23 protein-coding genes are annotated in these 25,447 nt (G+C 65.4%); 8 read left to right on the top strand and 15 right to left on the bottom strand.

What is annotated here, in order from left to right; all coding sequences use genetic code 11:
* Positions 1–4: 4 nt before the first annotated feature.
* The 6 genes from JQ586_RS00355 to JQ586_RS00330 all read right to left on the bottom strand — a co-directional run bounded on the left by JQ586_RS00355 (position 5) and on the right by JQ586_RS00330 (position 8,093).
* Positions 5–694, bottom strand: a complete 690-nt coding sequence (locus JQ586_RS00355; protein ID WP_212392487.1) for a response regulator — start codon at positions 692–694, stop codon at positions 5–7.
* Positions 691–3,405, bottom strand: coding sequence for a sensor histidine kinase KdpD (locus tag JQ586_RS00350; protein ID WP_212392486.1), 2,715 nt, complete (start codon positions 3,403–3,405; stop codon positions 691–693). The genes JQ586_RS00355 and JQ586_RS00350 overlap by 4 nt, the downstream gene beginning before the upstream one ends.
* A 38-nt stretch (positions 3,406–3,443) precedes the next feature.
* Positions 3,444–4,049 carry a K(+)-transporting ATPase subunit C gene (locus JQ586_RS00345; protein ID WP_212392485.1) on the bottom strand — a complete coding sequence of 202 codons (606 nt, stop codon included), beginning with the start codon at positions 4,047–4,049 and terminating at the stop codon, positions 3,444–3,446.
* Between the two features lie 12 nt (positions 4,050–4,061).
* Entirely contained in the window at positions 4,062–6,170 is a 2,109-nt protein-coding gene (kdpB, locus tag JQ586_RS00340) for a potassium-transporting ATPase subunit KdpB (protein WP_212392484.1), read from the bottom strand.
* A 24-nt stretch (positions 6,171–6,194) separates the two neighbouring features.
* Complete coding sequence (gene kdpA / locus JQ586_RS00335) at positions 6,195–7,898, bottom strand: potassium-transporting ATPase subunit KdpA (protein ID WP_212392483.1); 1,704 nt, start codon at positions 7,896–7,898, stop codon at positions 6,195–6,197.
* Between the two features lie 105 nt (positions 7,899–8,003).
* Positions 8,004–8,093, bottom strand: a complete 90-nt coding sequence (locus JQ586_RS00330; RefSeq protein WP_016846764.1) for a K(+)-transporting ATPase subunit F — start codon at positions 8,091–8,093, stop codon at positions 8,004–8,006.
* Positions 8,094–8,561: 468 nt separating this feature from the next.
* On the opposite strand from JQ586_RS00330, the gene JQ586_RS00325 reads away from it, so the two are divergent.
* The 6 genes from JQ586_RS00325 to JQ586_RS00300 all read left to right on the top strand — a co-directional run bounded on the left by JQ586_RS00325 (position 8,562) and on the right by JQ586_RS00300 (position 12,998).
* Positions 8,562–9,026 carry a hypothetical protein gene (locus tag JQ586_RS00325; RefSeq protein ID WP_212392482.1) on the top strand — a complete coding sequence of 155 codons (465 nt, stop codon included), beginning with the start codon at positions 8,562–8,564 and terminating at the stop codon, positions 9,024–9,026.
* Positions 9,027–9,039: 13 nt separating this feature from the next.
* Positions 9,040–9,315 carry a hypothetical protein gene (locus JQ586_RS00320; RefSeq protein ID WP_212392481.1) on the top strand — a complete coding sequence of 92 codons (276 nt, stop codon included), beginning with the start codon at positions 9,040–9,042 and terminating at the stop codon, positions 9,313–9,315.
* Positions 9,316–9,430: 115 nt separating this feature from the next.
* A complete protein-coding gene (locus tag JQ586_RS40350; protein ID WP_312016912.1) occupies positions 9,431–9,697 on the top strand; it encodes a hypothetical protein in 267 nt (88 codons plus the stop codon).
* A gap of 6 nt (positions 9,698–9,703) precedes the next feature.
* A complete protein-coding gene (dapA, locus tag JQ586_RS00310) occupies positions 9,704–10,714 on the top strand; it encodes a 4-hydroxy-tetrahydrodipicolinate synthase (protein WP_212392479.1) in 1,011 nt (336 codons plus the stop codon).
* A gap of 131 nt (positions 10,715–10,845) precedes the next feature.
* Complete coding sequence (locus tag JQ586_RS00305; RefSeq protein WP_212392478.1) at positions 10,846–12,240, top strand: nodulation protein NfeD; 1,395 nt, start codon at positions 10,846–10,848, stop codon at positions 12,238–12,240.
* On the top strand, positions 12,237–12,998 hold the full coding sequence (locus JQ586_RS00300; RefSeq protein WP_212392477.1) for a slipin family protein: 762 nt from the start codon (positions 12,237–12,239) through the stop codon (positions 12,996–12,998). The genes JQ586_RS00305 and JQ586_RS00300 overlap by 4 nt, the downstream gene beginning before the upstream one ends.
* 45 nt (positions 12,999–13,043) lie before the next feature.
* On the opposite strand, the gene JQ586_RS00295 is transcribed toward JQ586_RS00300, so the two are convergent.
* Both JQ586_RS00295 and JQ586_RS00290 read right to left on the bottom strand, forming a co-directional pair.
* Complete coding sequence (locus JQ586_RS00295) at positions 13,044–13,232, bottom strand: hypothetical protein (RefSeq protein ID WP_212392476.1); 189 nt, start codon at positions 13,230–13,232, stop codon at positions 13,044–13,046.
* A 1-nt stretch (position 13,233) separates the two neighbouring features.
* A complete protein-coding gene (locus JQ586_RS00290) occupies positions 13,234–13,509 on the bottom strand; it encodes a hypothetical protein (protein ID WP_212392475.1) in 276 nt (91 codons plus the stop codon).
* A gap of 254 nt (positions 13,510–13,763) precedes the next feature.
* Between JQ586_RS00290 and JQ586_RS00285 the strand changes: the two genes are divergently transcribed.
* Positions 13,764–14,171: an Hsp20/alpha crystallin family protein gene (locus JQ586_RS00285; RefSeq protein ID WP_212392474.1), complete on the top strand. Its 408-nt coding sequence runs from the start codon at positions 13,764–13,766 to the stop codon at positions 14,169–14,171.
* Between the two features lie 10 nt (positions 14,172–14,181).
* A complete protein-coding gene (lon, locus tag JQ586_RS00280) occupies positions 14,182–16,575 on the top strand; it encodes an endopeptidase La (protein WP_212392473.1) in 2,394 nt (797 codons plus the stop codon).
* A 26-nt stretch (positions 16,576–16,601) separates the two neighbouring features.
* On the opposite strand, the gene JQ586_RS00275 is transcribed toward lon, so the two are convergent.
* The 7 genes from JQ586_RS00275 to glp form a co-directional block, all read right to left on the bottom strand.
* The gene (locus JQ586_RS00275; RefSeq protein ID WP_212392472.1) at positions 16,602–16,796 is read right to left on the bottom strand and encodes a hypothetical protein; all 195 of its coding nucleotides are present in this window, start codon (positions 16,794–16,796) and stop codon (positions 16,602–16,604) included.
* Positions 16,797–16,940: 144 nt separating this feature from the next.
* The gene (gene fdhF / locus JQ586_RS00270; RefSeq protein ID WP_212392471.1) at positions 16,941–19,706 is read right to left on the bottom strand and encodes a formate dehydrogenase subunit alpha; all 2,766 of its coding nucleotides are present in this window, start codon (positions 19,704–19,706) and stop codon (positions 16,941–16,943) included.
* Entirely contained in the window at positions 19,703–21,409 is a 1,707-nt protein-coding gene (locus JQ586_RS00265) for an NADH-ubiquinone oxidoreductase-F iron-sulfur binding region domain-containing protein (RefSeq protein WP_212392470.1), read from the bottom strand. The genes fdhF and JQ586_RS00265 overlap by 4 nt, the downstream gene beginning before the upstream one ends.
* Positions 21,410–21,559: 150 nt before the next feature.
* Complete coding sequence (locus JQ586_RS00260) at positions 21,560–21,835, bottom strand: hypothetical protein (RefSeq protein WP_212392469.1); 276 nt, start codon at positions 21,833–21,835, stop codon at positions 21,560–21,562.
* 86 nt (positions 21,836–21,921) lie between these two features.
* Complete coding sequence (locus tag JQ586_RS00255) at positions 21,922–23,577, bottom strand: OFA family MFS transporter (protein ID WP_212392468.1); 1,656 nt, start codon at positions 23,575–23,577, stop codon at positions 21,922–21,924.
* Between the two features lie 331 nt (positions 23,578–23,908).
* Positions 23,909–24,178 carry a sulfurtransferase TusA family protein gene (locus tag JQ586_RS00250; protein WP_212392467.1) on the bottom strand — a complete coding sequence of 90 codons (270 nt, stop codon included), beginning with the start codon at positions 24,176–24,178 and terminating at the stop codon, positions 23,909–23,911.
* Positions 24,179–24,190: 12 nt separating this feature from the next.
* A complete protein-coding gene (gene glp / locus JQ586_RS00245) occupies positions 24,191–25,444 on the bottom strand; it encodes a gephyrin-like molybdotransferase Glp (protein WP_212392466.1) in 1,254 nt (417 codons plus the stop codon).
* Positions 25,445–25,447: the final 3 nt, after the last annotated feature.

The raw sequence follows: 25,447 nt of genomic DNA, 5'->3' as shown, positions 1-25,447 counted from the left end.
GACTTTAGTCCGCCGCGCGCAGCCGATAGCCGATGCCGGTTTCGGTGAGCACGAATTGCGGACGCTCGGGATCGGCCTCGATCTTCTGGCGGAGCTGACGGACATAGACGCGCAGATACTGCGCATCGGTCAACTCGTCCCACAATTCCTTCAGCAGGAAGCGATGGGTCAATACCTTGCCGGCGTGCTGCACCAGGACGCGCAGGAGATCATACTCCTTCGGCGACAGCTTGATGTCCCTGTCACCGACCCTGACGAGCCGGCGCACCAGGTCGACCGAGAGGTCGCCGGAGCGGAACACAGGCCGCTCCCCCTGCACTTGCAACTGATGCCGCAGCGCTGCCCGCAGCCGCGCCAGAAGCTCGTCCATGCCGAATGGCTTCGTCAGGTAATCATCGGCGCCGAGGTCAAGGGCTTGCACCTTGCCGGCTTCGTCGCCGCGGCTCGACAGCACCACGACCGGCACATTCTCGTTGCGGCCGCGGATCATGCGCAACAGGTCGTGCCCCTGGATGTCGGGCAGGCCGAGATCGAGGATGATCAGCGCCGGCTCCTCGGCCAGCATCTCCAGAGCGGTCTTGCCGTTGGAGGCTTCGAGGATGTCGTAGCCTTGCGTGCTCAGACCCATCCGCAGCAACTTGCGGATCGGCGGCTCGTCGTCGATGACCAGGACCTTGATGGGCGTTGCGTTCATGCAGCGGTGTCCAGCGCGTGGGCGTCGGCCGGGATCGGCAGGCGGATGGTGATGACGGCGCCAATCCGGTCGGACCGGTTGGCAGCGGAGATGGTGCCGCGCATCGCCTCGACGAAGCCGCGCGAAATCGCCAGGCCAAGACCGGTGCCGGGGCGGACATGATCGCCCTTTTCGACACGATAGAATTTGTCGAACACGCTTTCGAGTTCGGCTGCCGGAATACCGTTGCCTTCGTCCATGATCTGCAGCGCGATGGTCTCGCGATCGCGCACGCCGCGGATCAAGATCGTGGTGTCCGACGGCGAATATTTGGCGGCGTTGTCGAGCAGGTTGAACAGCACCTGCTCGAACAGCACGGCGTCGAGCTCGAGCATCGGCATGTCGGCGGCAAGCTCCAGCGACACCCTGTGATGCACCAGGATCTTGGCGGCGCGGCGCAGCGCGCTGCCGACGATCTCGCCGATGTCGTGGCGCGCGGTGTTCGGTACGATCGCGCCGGATTCGAGCTTGGTCATATCGAGCAGGTTGGCGATGAAGCGGTTGAGCCGCTCGGACTCGTCGATCACGGTCGCGAGCAGATCATGCTTCTGCGCATCCGACAGGCCCGATCCAAGGTCGCGCAGGGTCGAGGCGGCACCGAGCACGGAGGCGAGCGGCGTCTTGAGATCGTGCGAGATCGAGGTCAGCAACGCGCCGCGCAGCCGGTCGGACTCCACCGTGCGCTTGACCCGGTCCATGTCCTCGACCAGCAGCACGCGCTCGATGGCGAGCGCGCCCTGGTCGATCAGCGCGTCGAGCAGGCGCCGCTGGTCCGGCGTCAGCAGCGGGCCGGTCCGGTCATCATCGATGCCGATCACGCCGATCAGGCCGCGTCCAGTGCGCATCGGCAGGAACAGCCGCTTGGCACCCGGCAGCGTGTCCGAGCCCCGCCCTGCCGGCCGATCGTTGCCCCAGGCCCAGTTGGCCGCCGCCAGATCGGCCTTGTCGAGCTGGTCCTCGGGCGGATAGCCCGCCTTGACGGTCAGCACACCGTCCTCCGGCAGCAACAGCACGACGCGCACCTTCAGCATCAGCGCGGTCTGGTACGCCGTCGCCCACAGCACATCATCGAGGGTCGCGGTGCCGGCGAGCTTGCGGCTGAACGCATAGAGCGATTCGGTGGTGCGCACGCGCCCGATCGCTGTGTCGGCCTGCGTGCGCACGCGGGCCGCGACATTCGAGACGATCAGCGCGATCAGCATGAAGAAGAAGAACGCCGCGACGTTGGTCGGGTCGGTGATCGTGAAGGTGTAGACCGGCGGCAAGAAGAAGAAATTGTAGCACAGCGAGGCGGCAACGCTCGCCAGCAGCGACGGCCACAGCCCGTAACGCACCGCCGCGCCGACCACGGCGGTGATGAAGACGAGATCGACGTTCTCGACGCCGAACACCGGCTGGATCAGCTCGGCCGCGCCCAGGCCGAGCGCGATCAGCAGCAGCGCCATCAGATAGGGCCGCGGGTTGAACGGCTCCGGCCGCTGTGCGGTCTGCACCTGCGCCTTGGCGACCGGCGGTTCGTCGCCCGCGATGACGCTGACGCTGATATTGCCGGCCCGGCGTACCAGATCGTGCACCACCGAGCCGCGCGCCAGCTCGAACCAGCGCGAACGGGTCGACTTGCCGATGATGATCTGGGTGACGTTGTTGGCCTGGGCGTAGTTGATGAGATCGTCCGCGATGCGGCGGCCGACCCCGGGAATGGTCAGTGCCTCGCCACCGAGCGCTTCCGCGAGCCGCATCGTGTCGGCAAGACTGTCGCGCTCACCGTCGGTCAGTTGCAGGCTGCGGCGGGTCTCGATGCTGATGGCGGTCCAGGGCGCGTGCAGCCGGTCCGACACGCGCTTGGTGTAGCGGACGAGCCCGGCCGCGCGCGGGTCCTCGCTGACGCACACCAGGATACGCTCGCCCGCGGCCCAGGGCCCGGCGATCGCGTTGGCCTGCATATGCGTGAGCAGCTGCTCGTCGACCCGCTCGGCGGTCCGGCGCAGCGCCAGCTCGCGCAGCGCGGTCAGGTTGCCCGGCGAGAAATAGTGTTCCAGCGCCCGTTCGGCCTGCTTGGGCACATAGACCTTGCCCTCCTTCAGCCGCTGGATCAGGTCGTCCGGCGTGAGATCGATCAGCTCGATGGCGTCGGCGCGATCGAACACCGAATCCGGCACGGTCTCGCGCACCCTGACATGGGTGATCTGCGCGACCACGTCATTGAGGCTCTCGATATGCTGGATGTTGACGGCGGTATAGACGTCGATGCCGTGCGACAGCAGTTCCTCGACGTCGAGATAGCGCTTGGGGTGCCGGCTGCCCGGCGCATTGGTGTGGGCGAGCTCGTCGACGAGGGCGATCTGCGGACGCCGCGCGATCACGGCGTCGAGGTCCATTTCCTCGAGCACCTGGTCGCGGTAGCTCAGCCGCTTGCGCGGCACCACCTCGAGGCCCTTCAGCAACGCCTCGGTCTCGGCCCGGCCGTGGGTCTCGACGACGCCGACCACGACATCTACGCCCGCCTTGATGCGGGCGTGGGCGCTATTCAGCATCTCGTAGGTCTTGCCGACGCCGGGCGCGGCGCCGACGAAGATCTTCAGCCGCCCCGAACGGTCGGTCTCCCGACGCGCGGCCTCGAGCAGCGCATCGGGTGAGGGACGTTTTTCAGTGTCGCGGCGCTGATTGGCCATACGGCAATATAGTCATCCTGCGAGCAGCAGACACTGCCCTATTTCGCGGTCGCGCCGTCCAGCGCCAGGTTGAGCGCAAGAACGTTAACGCGCGGCTCACCGAGCAGGCCGGCAAAGCGTCCCTGGGTGTTCTGCGTCACCAGCTGGCGGACCTGCTCCTCGGACATGCTCCGCGCCTTGGCGACCCGCGGCACCTGAAACAGCGCGGCCTCCGGCGAGATGTCGGGATCGAGCCCGCTGGCTGAGGTGGTGACGAGATCGACGGGAACGCTGGCCGACGGATTCTCGGCCTTGAGCTGCTCGACGTCCGCCTTGACCCGGTCGTTCAGCGCCTTGCTGGTCGGACCGAGATTGGAGCCGCCCGAATTGGCCGCGTTGTACGGCGCCGGCACGGTCTTGGAGGAATCGCTCGGATCAGGCGTCACCGTCGCGGACGGGCGGCCGTGGAAATACTTGCCCTCCTTGAATTCCTGCCCGATCAGGGCGGAGCCGATCACCTTGCCGTTCTTCTCGATCAGGCTGCCCTGCGCCTGCTTCGGGAGAATGGCTCCCGCGATTGCGGTCATCGCGAGTGGATAGGCCAGGCCCGTGATCGCAGTCAGCACGACAAGGACGAGGATGGCGGGACGGATTTCTCTCAACATGATGGTGGCTCCTTAGGCCAGACCCAGAGCGGCGACCACGAGGTCGATCGCCTTGATGCCGATGAACGGAATGATGATGCCGCCGAGACCGTAGATCATCAGGTTGCGGCTCAGCAGCGCGCCGGCGCCGACCGCGCGGTACTTGACGCCCTTCAGCGCCAGCGGGATCAGCGCGATGATGATCAACGCGTTGAAGATGATCGCCGACAGGATCGCACTCTGCGGGCTTGCCAGGCGCATGACGTTCAGCACCGAGAGCTGCGGATAGAAGGCGAGGAACATCGCCGGGATGATCGCGAAGTATTTCGCGACGTCGTTGGCGATCGAGAACGTCGTCAATGCGCCGCGGGTCATCAGCAGCTGCTTTCCGATCTCGACGACCTCGATCAGCTTGGTCGGGTTGGAGTCGAGGTCGACCATGTTGCCGGCCTCGCGGGCCGCTTGCGTGCCGGTGTTCATGGCGACGCCGACGTCGGCCTGCGCCAGCGCGGGTGCGTCGTTGGTGCCGTCGCCGCACATCGCCACCAGCTTGCCCTTGGCCTGCTCGTCGCGGATCAGCTTGAGCTTGTCCTCGGGAGTTGCCTGCGCCAGGAAGTCGTCGACGCCGGCTTCGGCTGCAATCGCCGCTGCCGTCATCGGATTGTCGCCGGTGATCATCACGGTGCGGATCCCCATGCGGCGCAGCTCGGCAAAGCGCTCGCGGATGCCGCCCTTGACGATGTCCTTGAGGTGGATCACGCCGAGCAACCGGCCGTCCGTGGCGACCGCCAGCGGCGTGCCGCCGGCCTTGGCGATCTCGTCGGCGATCGACTGCAATTCGCGCGCGGCATCGGTGTTGACGTTGGCCTGAATGGCGCGCACCGCGCCGCCCTGGGTGACCACAGATGCGGCGCCGCCGTTGATGTAGTTCAGGATCGCATCCACCGCGCCCTTGCGGACGGCGGAAGAGCCGGCGTCGATACCGCTCATACGGGTCTGCGCCGTGAACGGCACGAAGGTCGCCGCAAGCTCCGTCATGTCACGGCCGCGGATGCCGTACTTCTCCTTCGCCAGCACGACGATGGAGCGGCCTTCCGGCGTCTCGTCGGCGAGCGAGGCAAGCTGCGCCGCGTCGGCGAGCTCCTGCTCGCTGACGCCGCGGATCGGGCGGAATGCGGTCGCCTGGCGGTTGCCGAGCGTGATGGTGCCGGTCTTGTCGAGCAACAGCGTGTCGACGTCGCCGGCGGCTTCCACGGCGCGGCCGGACATCGCCAGCACGTTGAAGCGCACCAGGCGGTCCATGCCGGCGATACCGATCGCCGACAGCAGCGCACCGATCGTGGTCGGGATCAGTGTCACGAACAATGCGACCAGGATCACGACCGAAATCGAGCCGCCGGCATAGGTCGCGTAGCTCGGAATCGTCACCGTGGCGAACACGAAGATGATGGTGAGACCGGCCAGCAGGATGTTGAGCGCGATCTCGTTCGGCGTCTTCTGCCGCTCGGCACCTTCCACCAGCTTGATCATGCGGTCGATGAAGGTCGAGCCCTGCGCCGCGGTGATGCGGACGCGAATCCAGTCGGACAGCACCTGCGTGCCGCCCGTCACCGCCGAGCGGTCACCGCCGGATTCCCGGATCACGGGCGCGGACTCGCCAGTTATCGCGGCCTCGTTGACCGAGGCGACGCCTTCGATCACCTCGCCGTCGGAGGGAATATTGTCGCCGGCCTCGACCAGCACGATGTCGCCGACCTTCAGCGAGGTGCCGGGCACCATGCGATAGGTCCGGTCGATGCCGGTGAGCAGCTTGGCCTGGCTCTCGGTGCGGGTCTTGCGCAACGTCTCCGCCTGCGCCTTGCCACGGCCCTCGGCGACGGCTTCCGCGAAGTTGGCGAACAGCACGGTGAACCAGAGCCAAAGGATGATCTGGAACGTGAAGCCGAGGCTCGCGCCGCCGGTGACGAGATCACGAACGAAGATCACGGTGGTCAGCGCGGCGACGACCTCGACCACGAACATGACCGGGTTCTTCACCATCAGCCGGGGATCGAGCTTGACGAAGGCCGACGTGATCGCCGGGACCAGGATCTTGGGGTCGAGCATCGTCGAACCCCTCTTTTGCTGTTTTGCAGTTTCCATGGAGGTCACTCCAGTCAAATTCGATCAGAACAGGGTGTTGGCGTTCATGGCGAGGTGCTCGACGATCGGCCCGAGCGCCAGCGCCGGGAAGAAGGTGAGGCCGCCGATGATCAGGATGACGCCGACGACGAGGCCAACGAACAGCCCGCCGGTGGTCGGGAACGTGCCGGCAGACGGCGGGTGCGACTTCTTCTCCGCAAGCGACCCCGCGATCGCCATCGCCGGCACGATCATGAAGAAGCGGCCTACGAACATCGAGCAGGCGAGCGTCAGGTTGTAGAAGAAGGTGTTGCCGGAGAGGCCGGCGAAGGCCGAGCCGTTGTTGCCGGTCGCGGACGTGAAAGCGTAGAGCACCTCGGTGAAGCCGTGCGGGCCGGCATTGGCCATCGAGGCCACCGCGGACGGCAGCACGACAGCGACCGAGGTCCAGCCGAGATACATCAGGGGCAGAACCAGGATCGCGAGCATCGCCATCTTCACCTCGCGCGCCTCGATCTTCTTGCCGACATATTCCGGGGTGCGGCCGACCATCAGGCCCGCGACGAAGATTGCCAGCACAACGAACAGCAGCATGCCGTAGAGGCCGGCGCCGACGCCGCCGACGATGATTTCGCCGAGCTGCATATTGATCAGCGGGATCATGCCGCCGAGCGCGGTGAAGCTGTCATGCATGGCGTTGACCGCGCCGCAGGAGGCGGCGGTGGTGACGACGGCGAACAGCGAGGACGCGACGATGCCGAAGCGCACCTCCTTGCCTTCCATGTTGCCGCCGGTCAGGCCGAGCGCCTGCAGCGCGGTCGTACCGTTGGCCTCCGCCCAGTAGGTGACGGTGACGCCCGCAATGAACAGCACACCCATCACGGCGAGGATCGCCCAACCCTGCCGCTCGTTGCCGACCATGCGGCCGAATACGTTGGTGAGCGCGGCGCCTAGCGCGAAGATCGAGATCATCTGCACGAAATTGGACAAGGCGGTCGGATTCTCGAAGGGGTGCGCGGCATTGGCGTTGAAGAAGCCGCCGCCGTTGGTGCCGAGCATCTTGATCGCAACCTGCGAGGCGACCGGTCCGAGCGCGATCGTCTGCTTGCCGCCTTCCAGCGTGGTGGCGTCGACATAGGGCTGAAGCGTCTGCGGCATGCCCTGCGAGACCAGGAACAGCGCGTAGACGATGCAGATCGGCAGCAGCACGTAGAGCGTGCATCTGACGACGTCGACCCAGAAATTGCCAACCGTGCGCATCGAGGAGCGCGAGAAGCCTCGGATCAGCGCCACCGCCAGCGCGATCCCGGTCGCGGCCGACAGGAAATTCTGGTGGGTCAGGCCAAGCATCTGGACCAGATAGGACAGCGTGCTTTCGCCGCCGTAGTTCTGCCAGTTGGTATTGGTGATGAAGGAGATCGCGGTGTTGAAGGAGAGATCTTCGGCGACCGCCGTCTGACCGGCCGGGTTGAACGGCAGCGCGGCCTGCAGCCGCATCAGGCCGTAGATGATGAAGAAGCCGCCGATATGGAACAGCAACATGGCGACCGTATAGGTCAGCCAGTGCTGCTCACGGCGCTCGTCGACGCCGCCGATCCAGTAGATGCCACGCTCGACCGGGCGCAGCACGGGAGAAAGGAAGGTGCGCTCGCCGTTGAAGACGCGGGTCATGTACCAGCCGAGCGGCTTGACCAGCGCGAGCACGATCGCGCAGTACAGAACAATCTGAATCCAGCCGATGACGGTCATTGCGTCAAACCTTTCGAATGGGAGCGAGGCGCAGCAGCGGCACGAGCAGGCCGCTCAGAACCGCGTCGGCGACGGAAATTCTGCAGAGCGCGAGCATCATGACGCCTAGAAGCGTTCGGGCCGCAGCAATGCATAAGTGAGGTAGAAGAGCAGGCCGAGCGAGACGAGACCGGCGAGCGAATAGTCGAAGATCATCGCCGCCTCCCCTAGAGCCGTTCGCAGGCGTAGGCATAGCCGATGCCTGCCGCGAATAAGCCGAGCGCCAGCGTAGCCATGACAATGTCCATCATGAGGAGACTCCTATGCGTCGAGGCCGCGGGAGGCCACATGGGCGACACCGCGGGGATGGGCGTGAAGTGCCATCCAGGGCATAGGTTTTCGAGATGTGGCGAATATGGATGTTATAGGAATTGTATATATGCCCGTCCCGGCGCAGGCCGGGACCCGTACGCCGCGGACCCCGGAAAGGGCACGAGCGGCGTTATCGTGCGTCGCCAACAACGCTCAGTGGTTATGGGTCGCGGCCTGCGCCGGGACGACGAGATCGGGTCTTTATGGAATCCCTATATCTCCATCCCCCGGCTCGTCTCGTTTTCAAATAACCATCCAGCCATATTGGACACGCGGTCAACGTGTGGCGCCGCGCATGGACGAGACGACGTCATGTCACTGCCAGCAGAAAACACCTTCCCTGACATCCGCGACCGGCTACGCGATGCCTCTTCGGTCACCGCCGGGTTCATGGCCGACATCATCAGCCAGACCTGCCGGCGCTTTCCTTCGCCTGGACAAGGCGGGAAGACCGCGCGGATCGAACGCCTGATCGAGTCAGGCGCATGGACCGACGCCGTGCTGGCGCTGGTCGATCTCGAACTGCCGCAATGGCAGGTCCGCCGCCTGGTCTATGACGAGGGCGAATGGCACTGCGCGCTGTCGCGCGAACGCGAGCTTCCCGACTGGCTCGACCGCGCGATCGAAACCCGTCATGAGGATCTCGCGCTGGCGATCCTCGGCGCCTTCCTCGAGGCCCGGCAGCTCAGCGCGCCCGAAAGCCGCACCAGCGTGCCTACGGTCCCTCATAGGGACGGTTCGCTCTGCCCGCCGCTCCTCGTCGACAGCTTCAGCTGACGGCAACGCTGCGATGCGGGCGAATAATCTTCCGCAGGAGCTGCGGTCGGCCCAGGTCCTGATCCGGTTCGGATCCCGCCTCGCCATCATGATCGGCTTTGCCGCGTTTGCGGGTGCCGGATTCGGCAAGGGCCTGGTCGCGCTGTTATGGATGTCGGCATTGATTTGCGCGGTGGTCGGCGCCGTCAGGCGCGAGCCGCCGCTGTCCGCTCATCTCAATCATTGGGACGAAATGACGGCCTATGTCGCGCTGTGCGCGCTGGCGACCGGCATCGTCCATCACCACTGAAACCCATTCCCTTATCCTATGCGGCTCTTATGAAGTCGCCGCCGGTTCGCGCTCGATTTCATATCCGGCACATCAGACATTGCCGGCGTTCAGTTCACTTCAAGGAAATGCCAACGTGAAACTCGTCGAACCTCCCTCGTGCAGCTCTGCGTCATCAGTCGTCTTCATCGGCCGCAACCGTCGTGGCCAGTGGGTCGCCCAGGAACAGAACGGCCTCTATGGCGGCCTGTTCGTCAATCGCGCCCAGGCCGTCAAATACGCGCTGTTCGAGAACGGCCAGCACCCCGAAATGCTCGTTGAACTGTCGCGTGAGATCGAGCTCGACATGCAGGACCGCCTGACGGCCACCATCCAGACAAGCCGCGTCGCCCGAGATCGGTGATGCCAGATGACCCATCACGCAACATCCTTCGACTGGCTCACGGGGTACATCCCCGACCTGCCGACGCCGTTCAACGACAAGGGCGGCATCGACGAGGCAGCGTTCGCCCGGCTGTGCGAACGCCAGATCGCGGCCGGCGCCAGGGCGCTGCTGGTCGGCGAAACATCAGGTGAAAATTCGACCCTGGAGCCGGCGGAGCGCGAGCAACTCGTTCGCGCCGCCGTCGAGATCGCGCGAAGGCGCATCCGCGTCATCGCCGGCGCTGGATCGAATGCCACCGAACGCGCGGTGACGTTCGCGCAGGCCGCGCAGGCGGCCGGCGCCGATGCCATCATGTCCGTCGTTCCCTACTACAACAAGCCGATGCCGTCGGGCATCGCGGCGCATTTCCGTGCGGTCGTCGCGGCGACCAGGCTACCCGTCATCCTGCACGACATCCCGTCGCGGACTGTGCGCGGCCTGTCCGACGACACGCTCGTCGAGCTGGCCGGCTCGCCGCAGTTCGCCGGCTTGCGGGACGGCAGCGGCGATATCATCAGGTTGACGCAGCTGCGCTCACGCCTGCCGGCCGGTTTCCGGCTTTTGACCGGCGACGACACGACATCGCTCGCCTATCTTGCCGCAGGCGGTCATGGCTGCATCTCGGCCGTCGCAAATGTCGCGCCCGATCTGTGCGCCGCGGTCCACAAGAACTTCCAGCGGGGGCGATTGCAGCCGGCGCGCTACCTGCACCAGCGGCTGGTGCCGCTTGCAATGCTGCTGGAACGGGACCATCCCGCAGCGATGAAGCTCGCTCTGTCCCTGCTCGACCTGATGCGCCCCACGGTCCGCCTGCCGATCGTGCAGCTGGACGCAGCGGCGAAGGCCGAGATCGCACGGGCGATGGCTGACATCGCCGACGAATATCTCGACATGGCCCAGGCCGCCGACGATCGGGGCGCGTCCGAGGTTGCACCGATGCCCGAAGCGTGGCCACGATTTTCGATCAAGCCGTCCACGACCGCGCGGCCGATCTGATTTGCCAAGACCGCCTGCGCGCCATGCGGCCCGTCGCAATGCACAATGACGCACGGCCATCACCCCTGACGTCACTCCCATATTGAGGTTCGGCAACGGCGCCCCATATCCCTCCCAAGGGAGTGCTTGCCGTGCAGACCTTGAAGGCGGCCCTCGTTGCGGCGTCCGTGCTCGTCGCTTTGCTTATCTCCATCGGGCCGGGTTTGGCGGAGGAGAACAGCCGCCTTGCCCTCACCATTTCGATTGACGGCGCGATCGGACCGGCGTCGGCCAGCTATGTGAAGGACGCGCTCGCCAAGGCTGCCGAACGGCACGCCGAGGTCGTCATCCTGCGCATGAATACGCCGGGCGGCCTCAGCAGCAGCATGCGCGAGATCATCACGGATGTGCTCGCCTCGCCCGTACCCGTGATCGGCTATGTTGCGCCCTCCGGAGCCCATGCCGCGAGCGCCGGGACCTATATCCTCTATGCGACCCATGTCGCGGCGATGGCGCCGGGCACAAATATCGGTGCCGCGACGCCGGTCCAGATCGGCGGTCCGATCCCGGGCCTGCCGGGCAGCGCCCCGGACAAGGAAGCCAAAGACAAGAAAGACAGCGATCATTCGTCCGGGAAGGACGCCATGACGACGAAGGTGACCAACGATGCCGTCGCCTTCATCCGCAGCCTCGCCGAACTGCGCGGCCGCAATGCCGACTGGGCCGAAAAGGCGGTCCGCGACGCAGCCACCCTCTCCGCCAACGGCGCCCTGCAGGCCGGCGTGATCGAATTCGTCGCACGCGATCCGGCCGAATTGCTCCGGCAGGTCGACGGGAGGACGGTGGAGGTAGCCGGCGGCAAGACGCAACGTCTCGCAACGAACGGAGCGGTGGTCGAAGCCATCGATCCGGGCTGGATCTCGCGGACGCTGGCTGTCATCACCGATCCCAACGTCGCATTCGTTCTGCTGATGGTCGGGATCTATGGCCTGATCTTCGAATTCATGTCTCCCGGCGCCGTTGCGCCAGGGGTGGTCGGCACGATCAGCCTGCTGCTCGGCCTCTACGCCCTCAACATGCTGCCGATCAACTACGCCGGGTTCGCCCTGATGCTGGTCGGGATCGCACTCCTCACCATCGAAGCCTTCAATCCGACCGTCGTGATCGGCCTCGGGGGCGTCGTCGCCTTTGTGCTCGGCGCGGCCATGCTGTTTCGGGTCGAGCCGCCCGGATACCACCTGTCATGGTCGGTGATCGGCATCGTGTCGGCAATGTTCATCGGCCTTATCCTCGTCGTGCTCGGCGCACTGCGCCGCGCCCGCAACGGCCCCGTGCTGGTCGGCGCGCAGGCGATGCGCGGCCTGCCGGCGGAGGTGATCGACTGGTCCGGCAACGCAGGCCACGTCTTCGCCCATGGCGAGCGTTGGCAGGCGCGCGGCACCGAGACGTTCAGGTCCGGAGAGATGGTTGAAGTGGCCAGTGTCATCGATTTGACCCTGGTGGTGCGGCGCGCATCAGCCGCCACCGGCGGAGGAGGTACAGCATGATGCTCGACTATTTCACCTATGCGGCGATCGCGCTGCTCGTCATCATCTTTCTGACCCAGGCAATCCGCGTGCTGCGCGAATACGAGCGCGGCGTCGTCTTCACACTCGGCCGCTTCACGGGCGTGAAGGGTCCAGGGCTCATCATCCTGATCCCGATCGTGCAGCAGCTCGTCAAGGTCGATCTGAGGGTGGTGGTCCAGGTCGTGCCGCCCCAGGACGTGATTTCCCGCGACAACGTCTCGGTCAAGGTCAACGCCGTGCTCTACTTCCGCATCGTCGACGCCGAGCGAGCGATCATCAAGGTCAGCGACTACATGGTCGCAACCAGCCAACTCGCCCAGACCACGCTGCGATCCGTGCTCGGAAAGCACGATCTCGACGAGATACTGGCCGAGCGCGACAAGCTGAACGCCGACATCCAGGAGATCCTCGACCGGCAGACCGACGTCTGGGGCATCAAGGTCACCGGAATCGAGATCAAGGATGTCGACCTCAATGAAACCATGGTGCGGGCGATCGCCAAGCAGGCCGAGGCGGAGCGGCTGCGGCGCGCCAAGGTGATCAACGCGATGGGCGAGCAGCAGGCGGCCGAGAAGCTGGTCGAGGCCGGCCGGATCCTCGCGCAGGAGCCGCAGGCGATGCAGCTGCGCTATTTCGAGGCGTTGCAAAACATCGCGGGCGAGCGCTCGTCCACCGTGGTGTTTCCGCTGCCGATGAACCTGCTCGATCATCTGACGGGACGCAGCGGCGCGACGTGAGCCTGCTGGGTGCCGGACAGGATCGCGGCTCGCCGCGACATCCTCTCATCGCATTGATGCCTGCGACTGCTGCGCATGCCTGGCGCGCCAGGCCGGGCCCGGACCGCGCATATTGTGGGCCTCGGGCCGATAGACGCTGATTGGCTCCTCGCCGATCCAGGCGAGGAATTTGAACAATGGTTCTGCGGCGCGGCGCAGCAGAGTGACGATAGCGGTCGATGACGATGCGCGCATGTCAGTAGTCCCACTTCTCGCCCAGCACGACCGGCTGGTGCGGATATCGCGTGAATTCCTCACCATGCAGTGCGGAGCGAACATTCAACTGCGTCCAATCCTCGTGATCGCGATGCAGCAGCAGCTCATTGCGCAGGCGGTGGATCTTCGCGGCGGCGATGGCGCTGTGGATCAACCTGAAGGCAGCGCTGATCCGCTTGACGACACGACGCAGCGTGAAACGCGAAGCGCCGGCCGAGCCGTGCCACCGGACATCGTGTGAGTAGAGCAGGGTCATGTCCCACCTTCCTGTCGGGGCGCGCACCCTGGCGCGCCGCCTCAAGATGCAGATATGACCGTAGGAATTCGAGACGGCCCGCTGCCATACGGAATAAGCACGGCATAAATGGCCGGATGACACAGGTCCCGCGCTGTGTCGCGGCAAAGGGAACATTTTTCGGGATTTTGTCCAATTCACCAGGTCCGGATCAGGTTTACGGTCGGCGGCAACATCGGTAACGTCCGGTCCGAACGCAAAAATCAGAGGCGCCCATGCAGCCCAAGGATCCCATCAACTGGATGCTGTCGGATGCGATCGAGACGCTGGCCCGGGCCGAGCGCCTGCACCAGCGCTTCCTGAACCTGCACCCGCGCACCGGAAGCCGCGAGCCGAGCTGGGAGCCGCCCACCGACGTGATCGAGACCGACGACGAGATCCTCATCCTGGTCGCGCTGCCGGGGGTCGATCCGGACGAGGTCGAAGCCGCGCTCGAAGGCGCAACGCTCGTGATCAGCGGCCGCCGCACCCTGCCCGCGGAACTGCGCAATGCCCGCATCCTGCGCCTCGAACTGCCGCAGGGCCGGTTCGAACGCCGCATTCAGTTACCCGTAGGCCGCTATACCATCACCCGCTTTGCCGCGCATGGTTGCGTCGGGCTGCGGCTTGGAAAATCGAGCTGAGGAGTTCGGCATGGCTGGTTCCGACGCGTCAAGCGCTGCGCCCGTTTCGACGTCCGATCGTTCGACGCCGATTCCCGGAGATGCCCTGATCATCGTTCCGGTGCGCAACACCGTGCTGTTCCCGGACCTCGTGATCCCGATCACCATCGCGCGGGCGAAATCCATCGCCGCGGCGCAGCAGGCGGTGCGCGAGCAGCGGCAGATCGGCATCCTGCTGCAGCGCGATCCGGAGCTGAACGACCCCGGCGCCGACGATCTCTACCGCATCGGCACCGTCGCCAATGTCGTTCGCTACCTCACCGGGCCCGACGACAGCCATCATCTGGTCTGCCAGGGCGTGCAGCGCATGCGCGTGCTCGACTATTTGCCGGGGACGCCGTTCCTGGCGGCGCGGGTCCTGCAGATCCCCGAACCCACATCCACCTCGCCGGAGATCGAGGCGCGCTTCCTCAACCTGCAACGGCAGGCGCTGGAGGCCGCCCAATTGCTGCCGCAGGCGCCACCGGAATTGCTCGCGGCGCTGCAGGGCGCGACCTCGCCGGCCATGCTGGCCGATCTTGCGACCTCCTTCATGGACATCAAGCCGCAGGATAAGCAGGACATCCTCGAGACCATCGACCTCTCGCTCCGCATGGACAAGGTCTCGCGACATCTCGCCGAGCGGATCGAGGTGCTGCGGCTGAGCCAGGAGATCGGGCAGAAGACCAAGGCGGCGTTTGACGAGCGGCAGCGCGAGGCGATCCTGCGCGAGCAGATGGCGACGATCCAGCGCCAGCTCGGCGAAGGCGACGGCAAGGCGGCCGAGGTGGCGGAGCTGACCAAGGCGATCGCTGAAGCCAAGATGCCGCCGGAGGCCGAGAGCCAGGCGCAAAAGGAGCTGCGCCGTTACGAACGGATGCCGGAGGCCGCGGCGGAATCCGGCATGGTTCGAAGCTACCTCGACTGGCTGGTCGAGCTGCCCTGGAGCCTTCCGGTGGAGAAGCCGATCGATATCGCCGAGGCGCGGGGCATCCTCGACGAGGACCATTACGGCCTCGAAAAGATCAAGAGTCGCATAATCGAGTATCTCGCCGTGCGCAAGCTGGCGCCCAGCGGCAAGGCGCCCATCCTCTGCTTCGTCGGCCCGCCCGGCGTCGGCAAGACGTCGCTCGGCCAGTCGATCGCGCGCGCGATGGCGCGGCCCTTCGTCCGCGTCAGCCTCGGCGGCGTGCATGACGAGGCCGAGATCCGCGGCCATCGCCGCACCTATATCGGCGCCCTGCCCGGCAACATCATCCAGGCGATCAAGAAGGCGGGCGCGCGCAATTGCGTGATGATGCTCGATGAGATCGACAAGATGGGCCGCGGCATCCAGGGCGATCCGTCAGCCGCGATGCTCGAGGTGCTCGACCCCGAGCAGAATGCGACGTTCCGCGACAACTATCTCGGCGTACCGTTCGATCTCTCGCGCGTCGTGTTCATCGCGACCGCGAACATGCTCGACGGCGTTCCCGGCCCGCTGCTGGACCGCATGGAGATCATCAGCCTCGCCGGATACACCGAGGAGGAGAAGCTCGAGATCGCCAAGCGCTACCTGGTCCGCCGCCAGCTCGAGGCCAGCGGGCTCAAGGCAGATCAGGCCGAGATCGAGCCCGATGCGCTGCGGCTGATCATCCGCAGCTACACCCGCGAGGCCGGCGTCCGCAATCTGGAGCGCGAGATCGGCAAGGTGTTTCGCAACGTCGCGGTGCAGATCGCCGAAGGCAGCGCAAACCACGTCACGATCGCGCCAAAGGACATCGTGCCGCTGCTCGGCCAGCCCAGGTTCGAGAACGAGATCGCGATGCGCACCAGCATTCCGGGTGTTGCGACCGGGCTCGCCTGGACGCCGGTTGGCGGCGACATCCTGTTCATCGAGGCCTCGCGCACGCCCGGGCGCGGCGCACTGATGATCACCGGCCAGCTCGGCGAGGTGATGCGCGAGAGCGTCCAGGCGGCGCTCACGCTGGTGAAGAGCCGCGCCCCCCAACTCGGCATCGACCCGACCCTATTCGAGAAGAGCGACATCCATGTCCACGTTCCGGCGGGCGCGACGCCGAAGGACGGCCCGAGCGCGGGGGTCGCGATGTTCACGGCCCTCACCTCGCTGCTCACCGATCGCACGGTGCGCAGCGACACCGCGATGACCGGCGAGATCTCGCTGCGCGGCCTCGTGCTTCCGGTCGGCGGCATCAAGGAGAAGGTCGTCGCCGCCGCCGCGGCCGGCCTGACCCGCGTGATGCTGCCGGCGCGCAACAAGCGCGACTTCGACGACATTCCCGCCAGCGCCCGCAGCAAGCTCGAATTCATCTGGCTCGAGCGCGTGGATGAGGCGATAGCCGCGGCGCTGGAGGCCGCCAAGACGACGCCTGCCGCGGCGGAGTGAAAGCGAGCAACGCAGTGCGGTTCTATCTAACCCGCACGACGCCCCTTGAAATATCCGGCGTTCGTCGTGTTCTGCTTGATGTTGGCCGTGTCGCCCTGCTCGGCGAGGTTGCTCACGGTCCTGCCGGATGAGGTGTCCTTCTTGACCTCCACTGCGCCACCCGTGCCCTTGGGGCTGCGGTTGGCGGGCGGGACCGGCGGCATCTTGTGGTGACGTGACATGGCGACGCCTCCAACTGTCTGTCTCTGGCTTGCGAGCACGACAGCCTTAGCGCTCTTCCGGATATCAGGCGCCCGACATTTTTTCGGCGATGCGACAGACCCACTTACTTGATTTCTGCGGGTGACTGTCCATCGAACACGGTGTCACTCCGCCGCCGAACGGACTTCGGCCTTCTCGGCACGCACCGCGCAGAACTTGAACTCCGGAATCTTCCCAAACGGATCGAGCGCCGGATTGGTCAACAGGTTCGCCGCCGCCTCGGCGTAGCAGAACGGCATGAACACCATGTTCTCGGGCACGTCGCGGTCCGTGCGGACCTTGACTTCGACCGCGCCGCGGCGGGTCTGAAGGCGGATGAAGTCGCCGGGCCACAGGTCGAGGCGTTTCATGTCCTTCGGTGACATGAAGGCGACCGCTTCCGGCTCGATCTGGTCGAGCACCGCGGCGCGGCGCGTCATCGAGCCGGTATGCCAGTGCTCGAGCACGCGGCCTGTTGAAAGCACCATGGGATATTCATCGTCGGGCAATTCGTCCGGCGGAATCACCTTGGCCGGCACGATCTTGCCGCGGCCGCTTTCGGTCGGAAAACCCGTGGTGAAGATGATCTCATTGCCAGGCTCGTCCGGACCGTCGACCGGATAGGTCACCGCGCCTTCGCGCACCAGCCGTTCCCAGGTAATGTTGTTCAGCGACGGCATCAGTTGCGCCATCTCGGTGAAGACCTCGCCGGGGCCCGCGTAGTTCCAGGGAAGGCCCATGCGCTTGCCGATCTCCTGGATGATCCAGAGATCCTGCCGCGCGTCGCCCGGCGGCTTGATCACCTCGCGCGCCAACTGCACGCGGCGATCGGTGTTGGTGAACGATCCGGATTTCTCCGCGAAGGCCGATGCCGGCAGGATCACGTCGGCGTGGAAGGCAGTCTCGGTGACGAACAGGTCCTGGACCACCAGATGATCGAGCTTGGCGAGCGCCTCGCGGGCGTGCTGCAGATCGGGATCCGACATCGCCGGATTCTCGCCCTCGACATACATGCCGTGAATCTCGCCGGCGTGGATCGCATTCATGATCTCGACCACGGTGAGACCGCGCACGGGATCGAGGTCCTGGCCCCAGAGCTTCTCGAAGGCGCCACGCATGTCATCGCGGCCGACCGGCTGGTAGTCCGGCAGGAACATCGGGATCAGGCCGGCATCGGAGGCCCCCTGCACGTTGTTCTGGCCGCGCAGCGGATGCAGCCCGGTGCCGGGACGGCCGACCTGGCCGGTGATCAAGGCCAGCGCGATCAGGCAGCGCGCATTGTCGGTGCCGTGGACATGCTGGCTGATGCCCATGCCCCAGAAGATGATGGAGGACTTCGCGCGGGCGTAGGTGCGCGCTACCTCGCGCAACGTCTCGGCCGAGATGCCGCAGATCGGCGCCATCTTCTCCGGCGTGAACTCGACGATCTTGGCCTTCAGGTCCTCATAGCCTTCGGTATAGCCCGCGATATATTGCTCGTCGGCAAGCCCCTCCGTGATGATGGTGTTGATCATCGCGTTCAGCATCGCGACGTCGGAGCCCGGCTTGAATTGCAGATGCATCGTGGCGTGCCGCGACAAGGTCTGCCGGCGCGGATCCATCACGAACAGCTTGGCGCCGCGCTTGGCGGCGTTCTTGATGAACGTCGCGGCGACCGGATGGTTGACGGTCGGATTGGCGCCGATCACCCAGATCACCTCGGCATCGGCAGCGGCGGAGAACGGCGCCGACACCGCGCCCGAACTCAAGCCTTCGAACAAGGCAGCCACCGACGAGGCGTGGCACAGCCGCGTGCAATGATCGACATTGTTGGAGCCGAAGCCGGTACGCACCAGCTTCTGGAACAGGTAGGCTTCCTCGTTGGAGCCCTTGGCCGAGCCGAAGCCGGCGAGCGCCTTCACGCCCTTCTCGTCGCGGATGTTCTTGAGGCCGTTCGCTGCGATATCCAGCGCCTCTTCCCACGTTGCCTCGCGGAAATGGGTGTAGGGATTGGCCGGATCGACCTGGTCGTTGGCGTCCTTCTTCACATTTGGCAACCGCACCAGCGGCTTGGTCAGGCGATTGGGGTGATGGATGTAGTCGAAGCCGAAGCGGCCCTTGACGCAGAGCCGGTTGTGGTTGGCCGGCCCGTCGCGGCCTTCGGCGTAGATCACCTGCTCGTTCTTGACCTCATAGGTGACCTGGCAGCCGACGCCGCAATAAGGACACAGCGAATCCACCTTGCGGTCGGGATAGGTGACGCGCTCCTGCTTGTCGTTGAGCATCACCGCCGGCATCAGCGCGCCGGTCGGGCAGGCCTGCACGCATTCGCCGCAGGCGACGCAGGTGGACTCGCCCATCGGATCGTCGAAGTCGAACACGATCTTGGCGTCGTGATTGCGGTAGGCCATGCCGATGACGTCGTTGACCTGCACCTCGCGGCAGGCGCGCACGCACAGCCCGCACTGGATGCAGGCGTCGAGATTGACCCGCATCGCCGGATGACTGGCGTCGGTCTTCCAGCGCTCCGCTGCTGGAAACCGGCTCTCGGTGACGCCGGTCTTCTCCGCCCAGTGCCAGAACTTTGACTCCGGATCGTGCGACGTTTCACGCGCCGGCTGGTCGGCGACCAGGAGCTCCATCACCATCTTCTGCGCCGCGACGGCACGCGCGCTCGCGGACTTCACTTTCATGCCCACGGAAGGTGTGCGCTTGCAGGAGGCCGCCAGCACGCGTTCGCCTTCGATCTCGACCATGCAGGCGCGGCAATTGCCGTCGGGCCGGTAGTCCGGCGCAGGCGAGTGGCAGAGATGCGGAATCTCCTGCCCCTGGCGTTTGGCCACCTGCCAGATGGTTTCGCCCGGATGGGCCTCGACCTGTTTGCCGTCGAGTTCGAAGGTGATCGCGGTCATTCGGCAGCTTCCTTGAACTCGTCGGGGAAGTATTTGATGACTGAAGTCAGCGGATTGGAGGCGGCCTGGCCGAGGCCGCAGATCGATGCATCGCGCATCGCCTGGCTCAATTCGTCGAGCAGCGCGCGGTTCCAGACCGGGCGTTCCATCAACTGCGCCGCCTTCTGGGTGCCGACCCGGCACGGCGTACACTGGCCGCAGCTCTCGTCCTCGAAGAAGCGCATCAGGTTCAAAGCGGCCAGCCTGACGCTGTCCTGCTGCGACAGGATCACGATCGCAGCGGAGCCAATGAAGCAGCCGTATTTTTCCAGTGTGCCGAAATCGAGCGGGATGTCGTCCATATCTGCCGGCAGGATGCCGCCCGACGCGCCGCCGGGCAGATAGGCGCGGAAGACGTGCCCGTCGGCCATGCCGCCGCAATATTCCTCGATCAGCTCACGCACCGTGATGCCGGCCGGCGCGAGTTTCATGCCGGGATTCTTCACCCGCCCCGAGACCGAGAAGCTGCGCAGGCCCTGCCGCTCATGGCGACCGTGGCTTTTCCACCAGTCGGCGCCCTTCTCGACGATATCGCGCACCCACCACAGCGTTTCGACATTGTTGATCAGGGTCGGCAGGCCGAACAGGCCGACCTGGAACGGATAAGGCGGCTTGTGCCGCGGCAGTCCGCGCTTGCCTTCGATGCTCTCCAGCAGCGAGGATTCCTCGCCGCAGATATAGGCGCCCGCGCCGCGGCGCATGTGCAGCTTCGGGCCGCCCGCGGGCAGTTTCGCGATCTCGCGTTCGAGGATCTCGCGCGACGCCGGATATTCATCGCGGATGTAGATGTAGACCTCGGGCGCCTCGACGACATGGGCGCCGATCAGCATTCCCTCGAGGAAGCGGTGCGGATCCGTCTCGAGGTAGTAGCGATCCTTGAATGTGCCGGGCTCGCCCTCGTCGCCATTGATCGCCATCAGCCGCGGCCCGGGCTCGCCGAGCACCGCGCGCCATTTGCGTCCCGTCGGGAAGCCCGCGCCGCCGAGCCCGCGCAGGCTGGCGTCATCGAGAGACTTCAGCAGGCCCTCCTTCGCAAGCTCGCCCGAGCGCAATCGATCGAGCAGCTTGTAGCCGCCACCGGAGACGTAAGCGTCGTAATCGACATAGGCTGGCAGATGCGCATGCGTGTCGCCCGCCTTCGCCGTCGCGAGCACATTGTCGACGGTCGCATGATCGATGAAGTTGTGGCCGACCTCGACAGCGGGCGCTGTGTCGCAGCGGCCGACGCAGGGCGCGCGCACCACGCGGATGCCGGGGCCCGCGGTGCTCTGCAGTTCCTGCAGCAGTGGCTCGGCACCCAGCATCGCGCAAGTCAGCGAATCGCAGACGCGGATGGTCAGCGGCGCGATGTCCGGCTCGCCCTCCTTCACCACGTCGAAATGCGCGTAGAAGGTCGCGGTCTCGAACACCTCCGCGAACGACAGTTTCAGCTCGTCGGCAAGCGCGGCCAGATGCGCCGCCGAAATCTGGCGATAACGATCCTGGATCAGGTGCAGGAACTCGATCAGCATGTCGCGCTGCCGAGGCCGGTTGCCGAGCAGTTGCTCGACCTCATGTGCGGCGACCAGATCGACCTGCCGGCCCTTCGGCGTGGCCTTGGCGCGCTTCCGACCCGCGCCGGGGTGCTCGAAATTGCGGACCTTGTGAACGTCGTGCGTCGTCATGACAGGCGTCTCGTTCCCCTGCTAGATCAACACTCTAGCTCTTGGCATGCCAGATGCCAACAAAATTCGAAGAGTTCCAGGAAGCATTAGGGGGCATGCAGCCATCGCTGTCACGCCCCCTCAATCAACGCGTTGCGGACCGCCAGGTTCTCACGTCTTCTCCATGCAATCCGCGATGTAGAACCAGCGGTCGTCGCCGGCGAGCCCCTTGGCCCTCACCTCCTTGCGACAGGCCTTGAGCTTCGGCTTGTTGGCCCGCCAGTGAGCCTTCATGGCCTTCAGCTTCTCCATCGTCAGCTTCATCTTCGACGGTTTGGCGGTGCTGGCCGCAGGGGCTGGCGCGGCCGGCGCGGTGGTCTGCGCCGACGCTGCGTGAAGCCCCATGGCGAGGAACGCGGCGGCAACACACATCCGGGTTCGAGACATTGAAATTCTCCAGTCTTTTTCTTGTTCAGACAACGGAGCGCCGCAGGATGCCGTAAGGGGGCAACCCGCGGCGTCGTGAATGACGCTCAGAGGATCTTGACGGCGCTTTCCAGCGTCTTCCAGACGCCCCAGGCCAGCGGAATGCCAACGAACAGCCAGAACAACGCCGCCTTGACGTCCAGGCCGCCCTTGCCGATGCCGAACGATCCATGCTGGATCGCTGCGTCGCCCTTGGCGCTTGCCGCCTGCAACCGGGCGACCTCCTGCTCGCTCATGTGCCACTTCGGATCGACCGGCTTGATCAGATAGTTGCAAATCAGGCCCGCGATCAGCATGGCGCACAGGATGTACATCGTCGTGTTGTAGAGCTGGTCGCGCGGCACGCCGGCGGCGAGCTGGAATTCGCGGATGTAATTCACCACCACCGGGCCGATGATGCCCGCCGTCGACCACGCCGTCAGCAGCCGGCCATGGATCGCGCCGACGAACTGGGTGCCGAACATGTCGGCCAGATAGGCCGGCACCGTGGCGAAGCCACCGCCATACATCGACAGGATGATGCCGAAGCCGAGCACGAAGAGAAGCTTCGAGCCCATCGCCGCAAAGGTCGGCGCCAGCGCGTAGAGCGCGATGCCGAGGACAAAGAACGTGTAGTAGGTGTTCTTGCGGCCGATATAGTCCGACAGCGAGGCCCAGAAGAAGCGGCCACCGATGTTGAACAACGACAACAGGCCGGCAAAGCCCGCGGCGATACCCGCGATGACGGTCTTCTGCTCGACCGAAAGCTGACCGAAGGCCAGTTCGGGATGTCCGATCAGCTTGCCGGCAAAAATCTCCTGGAGCATCGGCGAGGCCATGCCGATCACGCCGATGCCGGCCGACACGTTCAGGCAGAGCACCCACCAGATCAGCCAGAACTGCGGCGTCTTGTGCGCATTGTCCAGATGCACATTGTGCTCCGAGATCATCGACTTCTTCTCGCTCGGCGGCGTCCAGCCTTCCGGCTGCCAGCCCGGCGGGATCACGCGATAGGCGAAGGCGCCGATCATCATGAATACGAAATAGATGACGCCCATCACGACGAACGTCTCCCAGACACCGACCGAGGTCGGTGTCTTGAAGTAGTTGATCAAGAGGTTCGCGAGTGGCGCACCGATCATGGCGCCGCCGCCGAACCCCATGATGGCCATTCCGGTCGCCATACCGCGGCGGTCGGGAAACCACTTGATCAGCGTCGAGACCGGCGAGATGTAGCCGAGGCCGAGGCCGACGCCACCAATCACGCCGGCGCCCAGCCACATGATCCAGAGCTGATGCACGTAGATGCCGAACGCGGCGACGATCAGCCCGCCGCCCCAGCACAATGCCGCGACCACGCCCGCCTTGCGCGGTCCGACGCGCTCGAGCCATCCGCCCCAGATCGCAGCGGAAACGCCGAGCAGCACGAAGAACAACGTGAACATCCACCCGAGGCTCGCGACCTTCCAGTCGCAAGTTGTCGTGAACAACTCGCCGATCAGCGAGATGTCGGGGCAGGCCTTGGGTGCATTCAGCCCGATCGCACGCGATAGCGGCAGCCAGAACACCGAGAAGCCATAGGCCATGCCGATGCAGAGATGGATGCAAAGTGCAGCCGGCGGCACCAGCCAGCGATTGAAGCCGGCTGTCGCGACCGTCCGTTCCCTGTCGAGGACACCTGCGCCTGCTCCGGCAACGGTTCCGGCGCTGCTCATCGTCGTCATAGCAACCTCCCTGCAGCCGCCCTTGCGCGTGGCTGGTCTGCCGTCTTCGATCCCGTTTCAGCCCCTTGCGGCACAGCGCTGCGCCGGCGTTCCAACTCCTTGAATGCACCGGGATCAGCCATGCGCATTCCGGAATCTCAACCCCCTGCGCGACCGGATCTGCACCCGGCTGCGCGGCCCCGATCTGGAAGTAAGCCTGCCCTAAATGATCCAAGCGCCCGGAGCGCCTTTGTCCGGACACGACTCCAACTCCACAACCCGGTGGAGATTATCAATTCGCGCAGAAGGAGGAATAGGTGTCGATAGGTAAAAGGTAGATATCAAGCGTCGCCTAGCCGACACGCGGCGATGCAGCATTTGACTTGCCTATCGCTCCATTTGCCTTCTCGATCAGAAAGACGATGCGAACATCGCTACGTTCGAGGATCTCGACCTTGTCGCCGGTCTCCTGGATCAAGGTCGGAATGTCGATCACCGAGAGCGGATCCGTGCAATGCACTTCGAGGCAATCGCCCGGAATCACGCTCTTGAGCGCCTTGCGCGTCTTCAAGGCCGGCAGCGGGCATTTCAGGCCGGTAAGATCGAGTTTGGTCGTTTTCATAATCCAGGACGCTCACATCAGCATTGCATAGGACAGGAAGCCGACCGTCTGGCCGGGCTCGACCCGCGTCACCTGTTCGCCCAGTTCGACGAGGCCGTCGGTGTCGACCAGAGACGACAACAGGCCGGCGCCTTCGCGGGGAAACTTGATCGCCTCGCGCGTGCCGTCGACCGCCTGGCGCAGGCTGACGCGGACATATTCGCGGCGCGCGATCTTCTTCCTGTAGGTGAAGGCCGCACGCACCGGCATCGGGACCAGCAGCTCCTGCCGCGCGCCCAATAGCGCCAGCACCGTCGGGCGCACCACATGCACAAAGGTGACAAAACTCGCTACCGGGTTGCCCGGCAGCCCGATCAGCGGCGTCCCATCGATGATGCCCATCGCAACCGGACGCCCGGGCTTGATTGCCATCCGCCACAGCACCAGCTTGCCGACAGCCTCGACGCCGGCCTTGACGTGATCCTCCTCGCCGGTCGAGACGCCGCCGGTGGTGAGGATCAGGTCATGTTGGCCTGCCACCATGCGCAGCGCCGCCGCGAGCGAGGTGCGTTCGTCGCGCAGGATGCCGAGATCGCTGACGTCGCAGCCGAGCCGGCGCAGCATCGCCATCAGCATGAATCGGTTGGAGTCGAAGAGCTGGGGCGCCGCGCGCTGCTCGCCGGGCGAGACCAGCTCATCGCCGGTCGAGAACACGGCAACACGCAGCCGCCTGACCACGGCAAGCTCGGTCAGGCCAAAGGCTGCCGCAAGCGCTACATCCTGCGGCCGCAACCGCCGGCCCGCCTGCAAGGCAACATGCCCGAGCGGAACGTCCTCGCCGGCCGGGCGGACATTGGCGCCGGGCTTCAGCCCCGCCGGCAGCAGCACCTTGCCATCCTCGAGGCGAACATCCTCCTGCATGAACACGGTGTCGGTACCGTCTGGCATCGGTGCGCCGGTGAAGATGCGCATCGCCTCGCCGTGCCGCACCGCCGTCTGCGCTGACGCCCCGGCCTGCACGCGGCCGGACAGAGGAAAGGCTCGTGCTTCCGTTTTCGGCAGGTCGGAGCTCGCGACCGCATAACCGTCGACGGCGGAGTTGGTGAAGGGCGGCAGGGCCAGGGGCGCTGCGATGTCCCGTGCGATGACGCGGCCATCGGCCGCAGCAAGCGACACGACCTCGACATCAGCAACCCTGGTCACGCGCTCGGCGATCAGGCGCACCGCCTCGTCCACCGACATCATCGGTCCACCAAAGGCAAAGCAATCGTCGGACAGCTGCGCCATCTG

Origin of the sequence: Bradyrhizobium jicamae (genome assembly GCF_018130215.1) — a bacterium.
Taxonomy (GTDB): Bacteria; Pseudomonadota; Alphaproteobacteria; order Rhizobiales; family Xanthobacteraceae; genus Bradyrhizobium; species Bradyrhizobium jicamae_A.
This window is presented reverse-complemented; position numbering and strand designations above follow the sequence as displayed.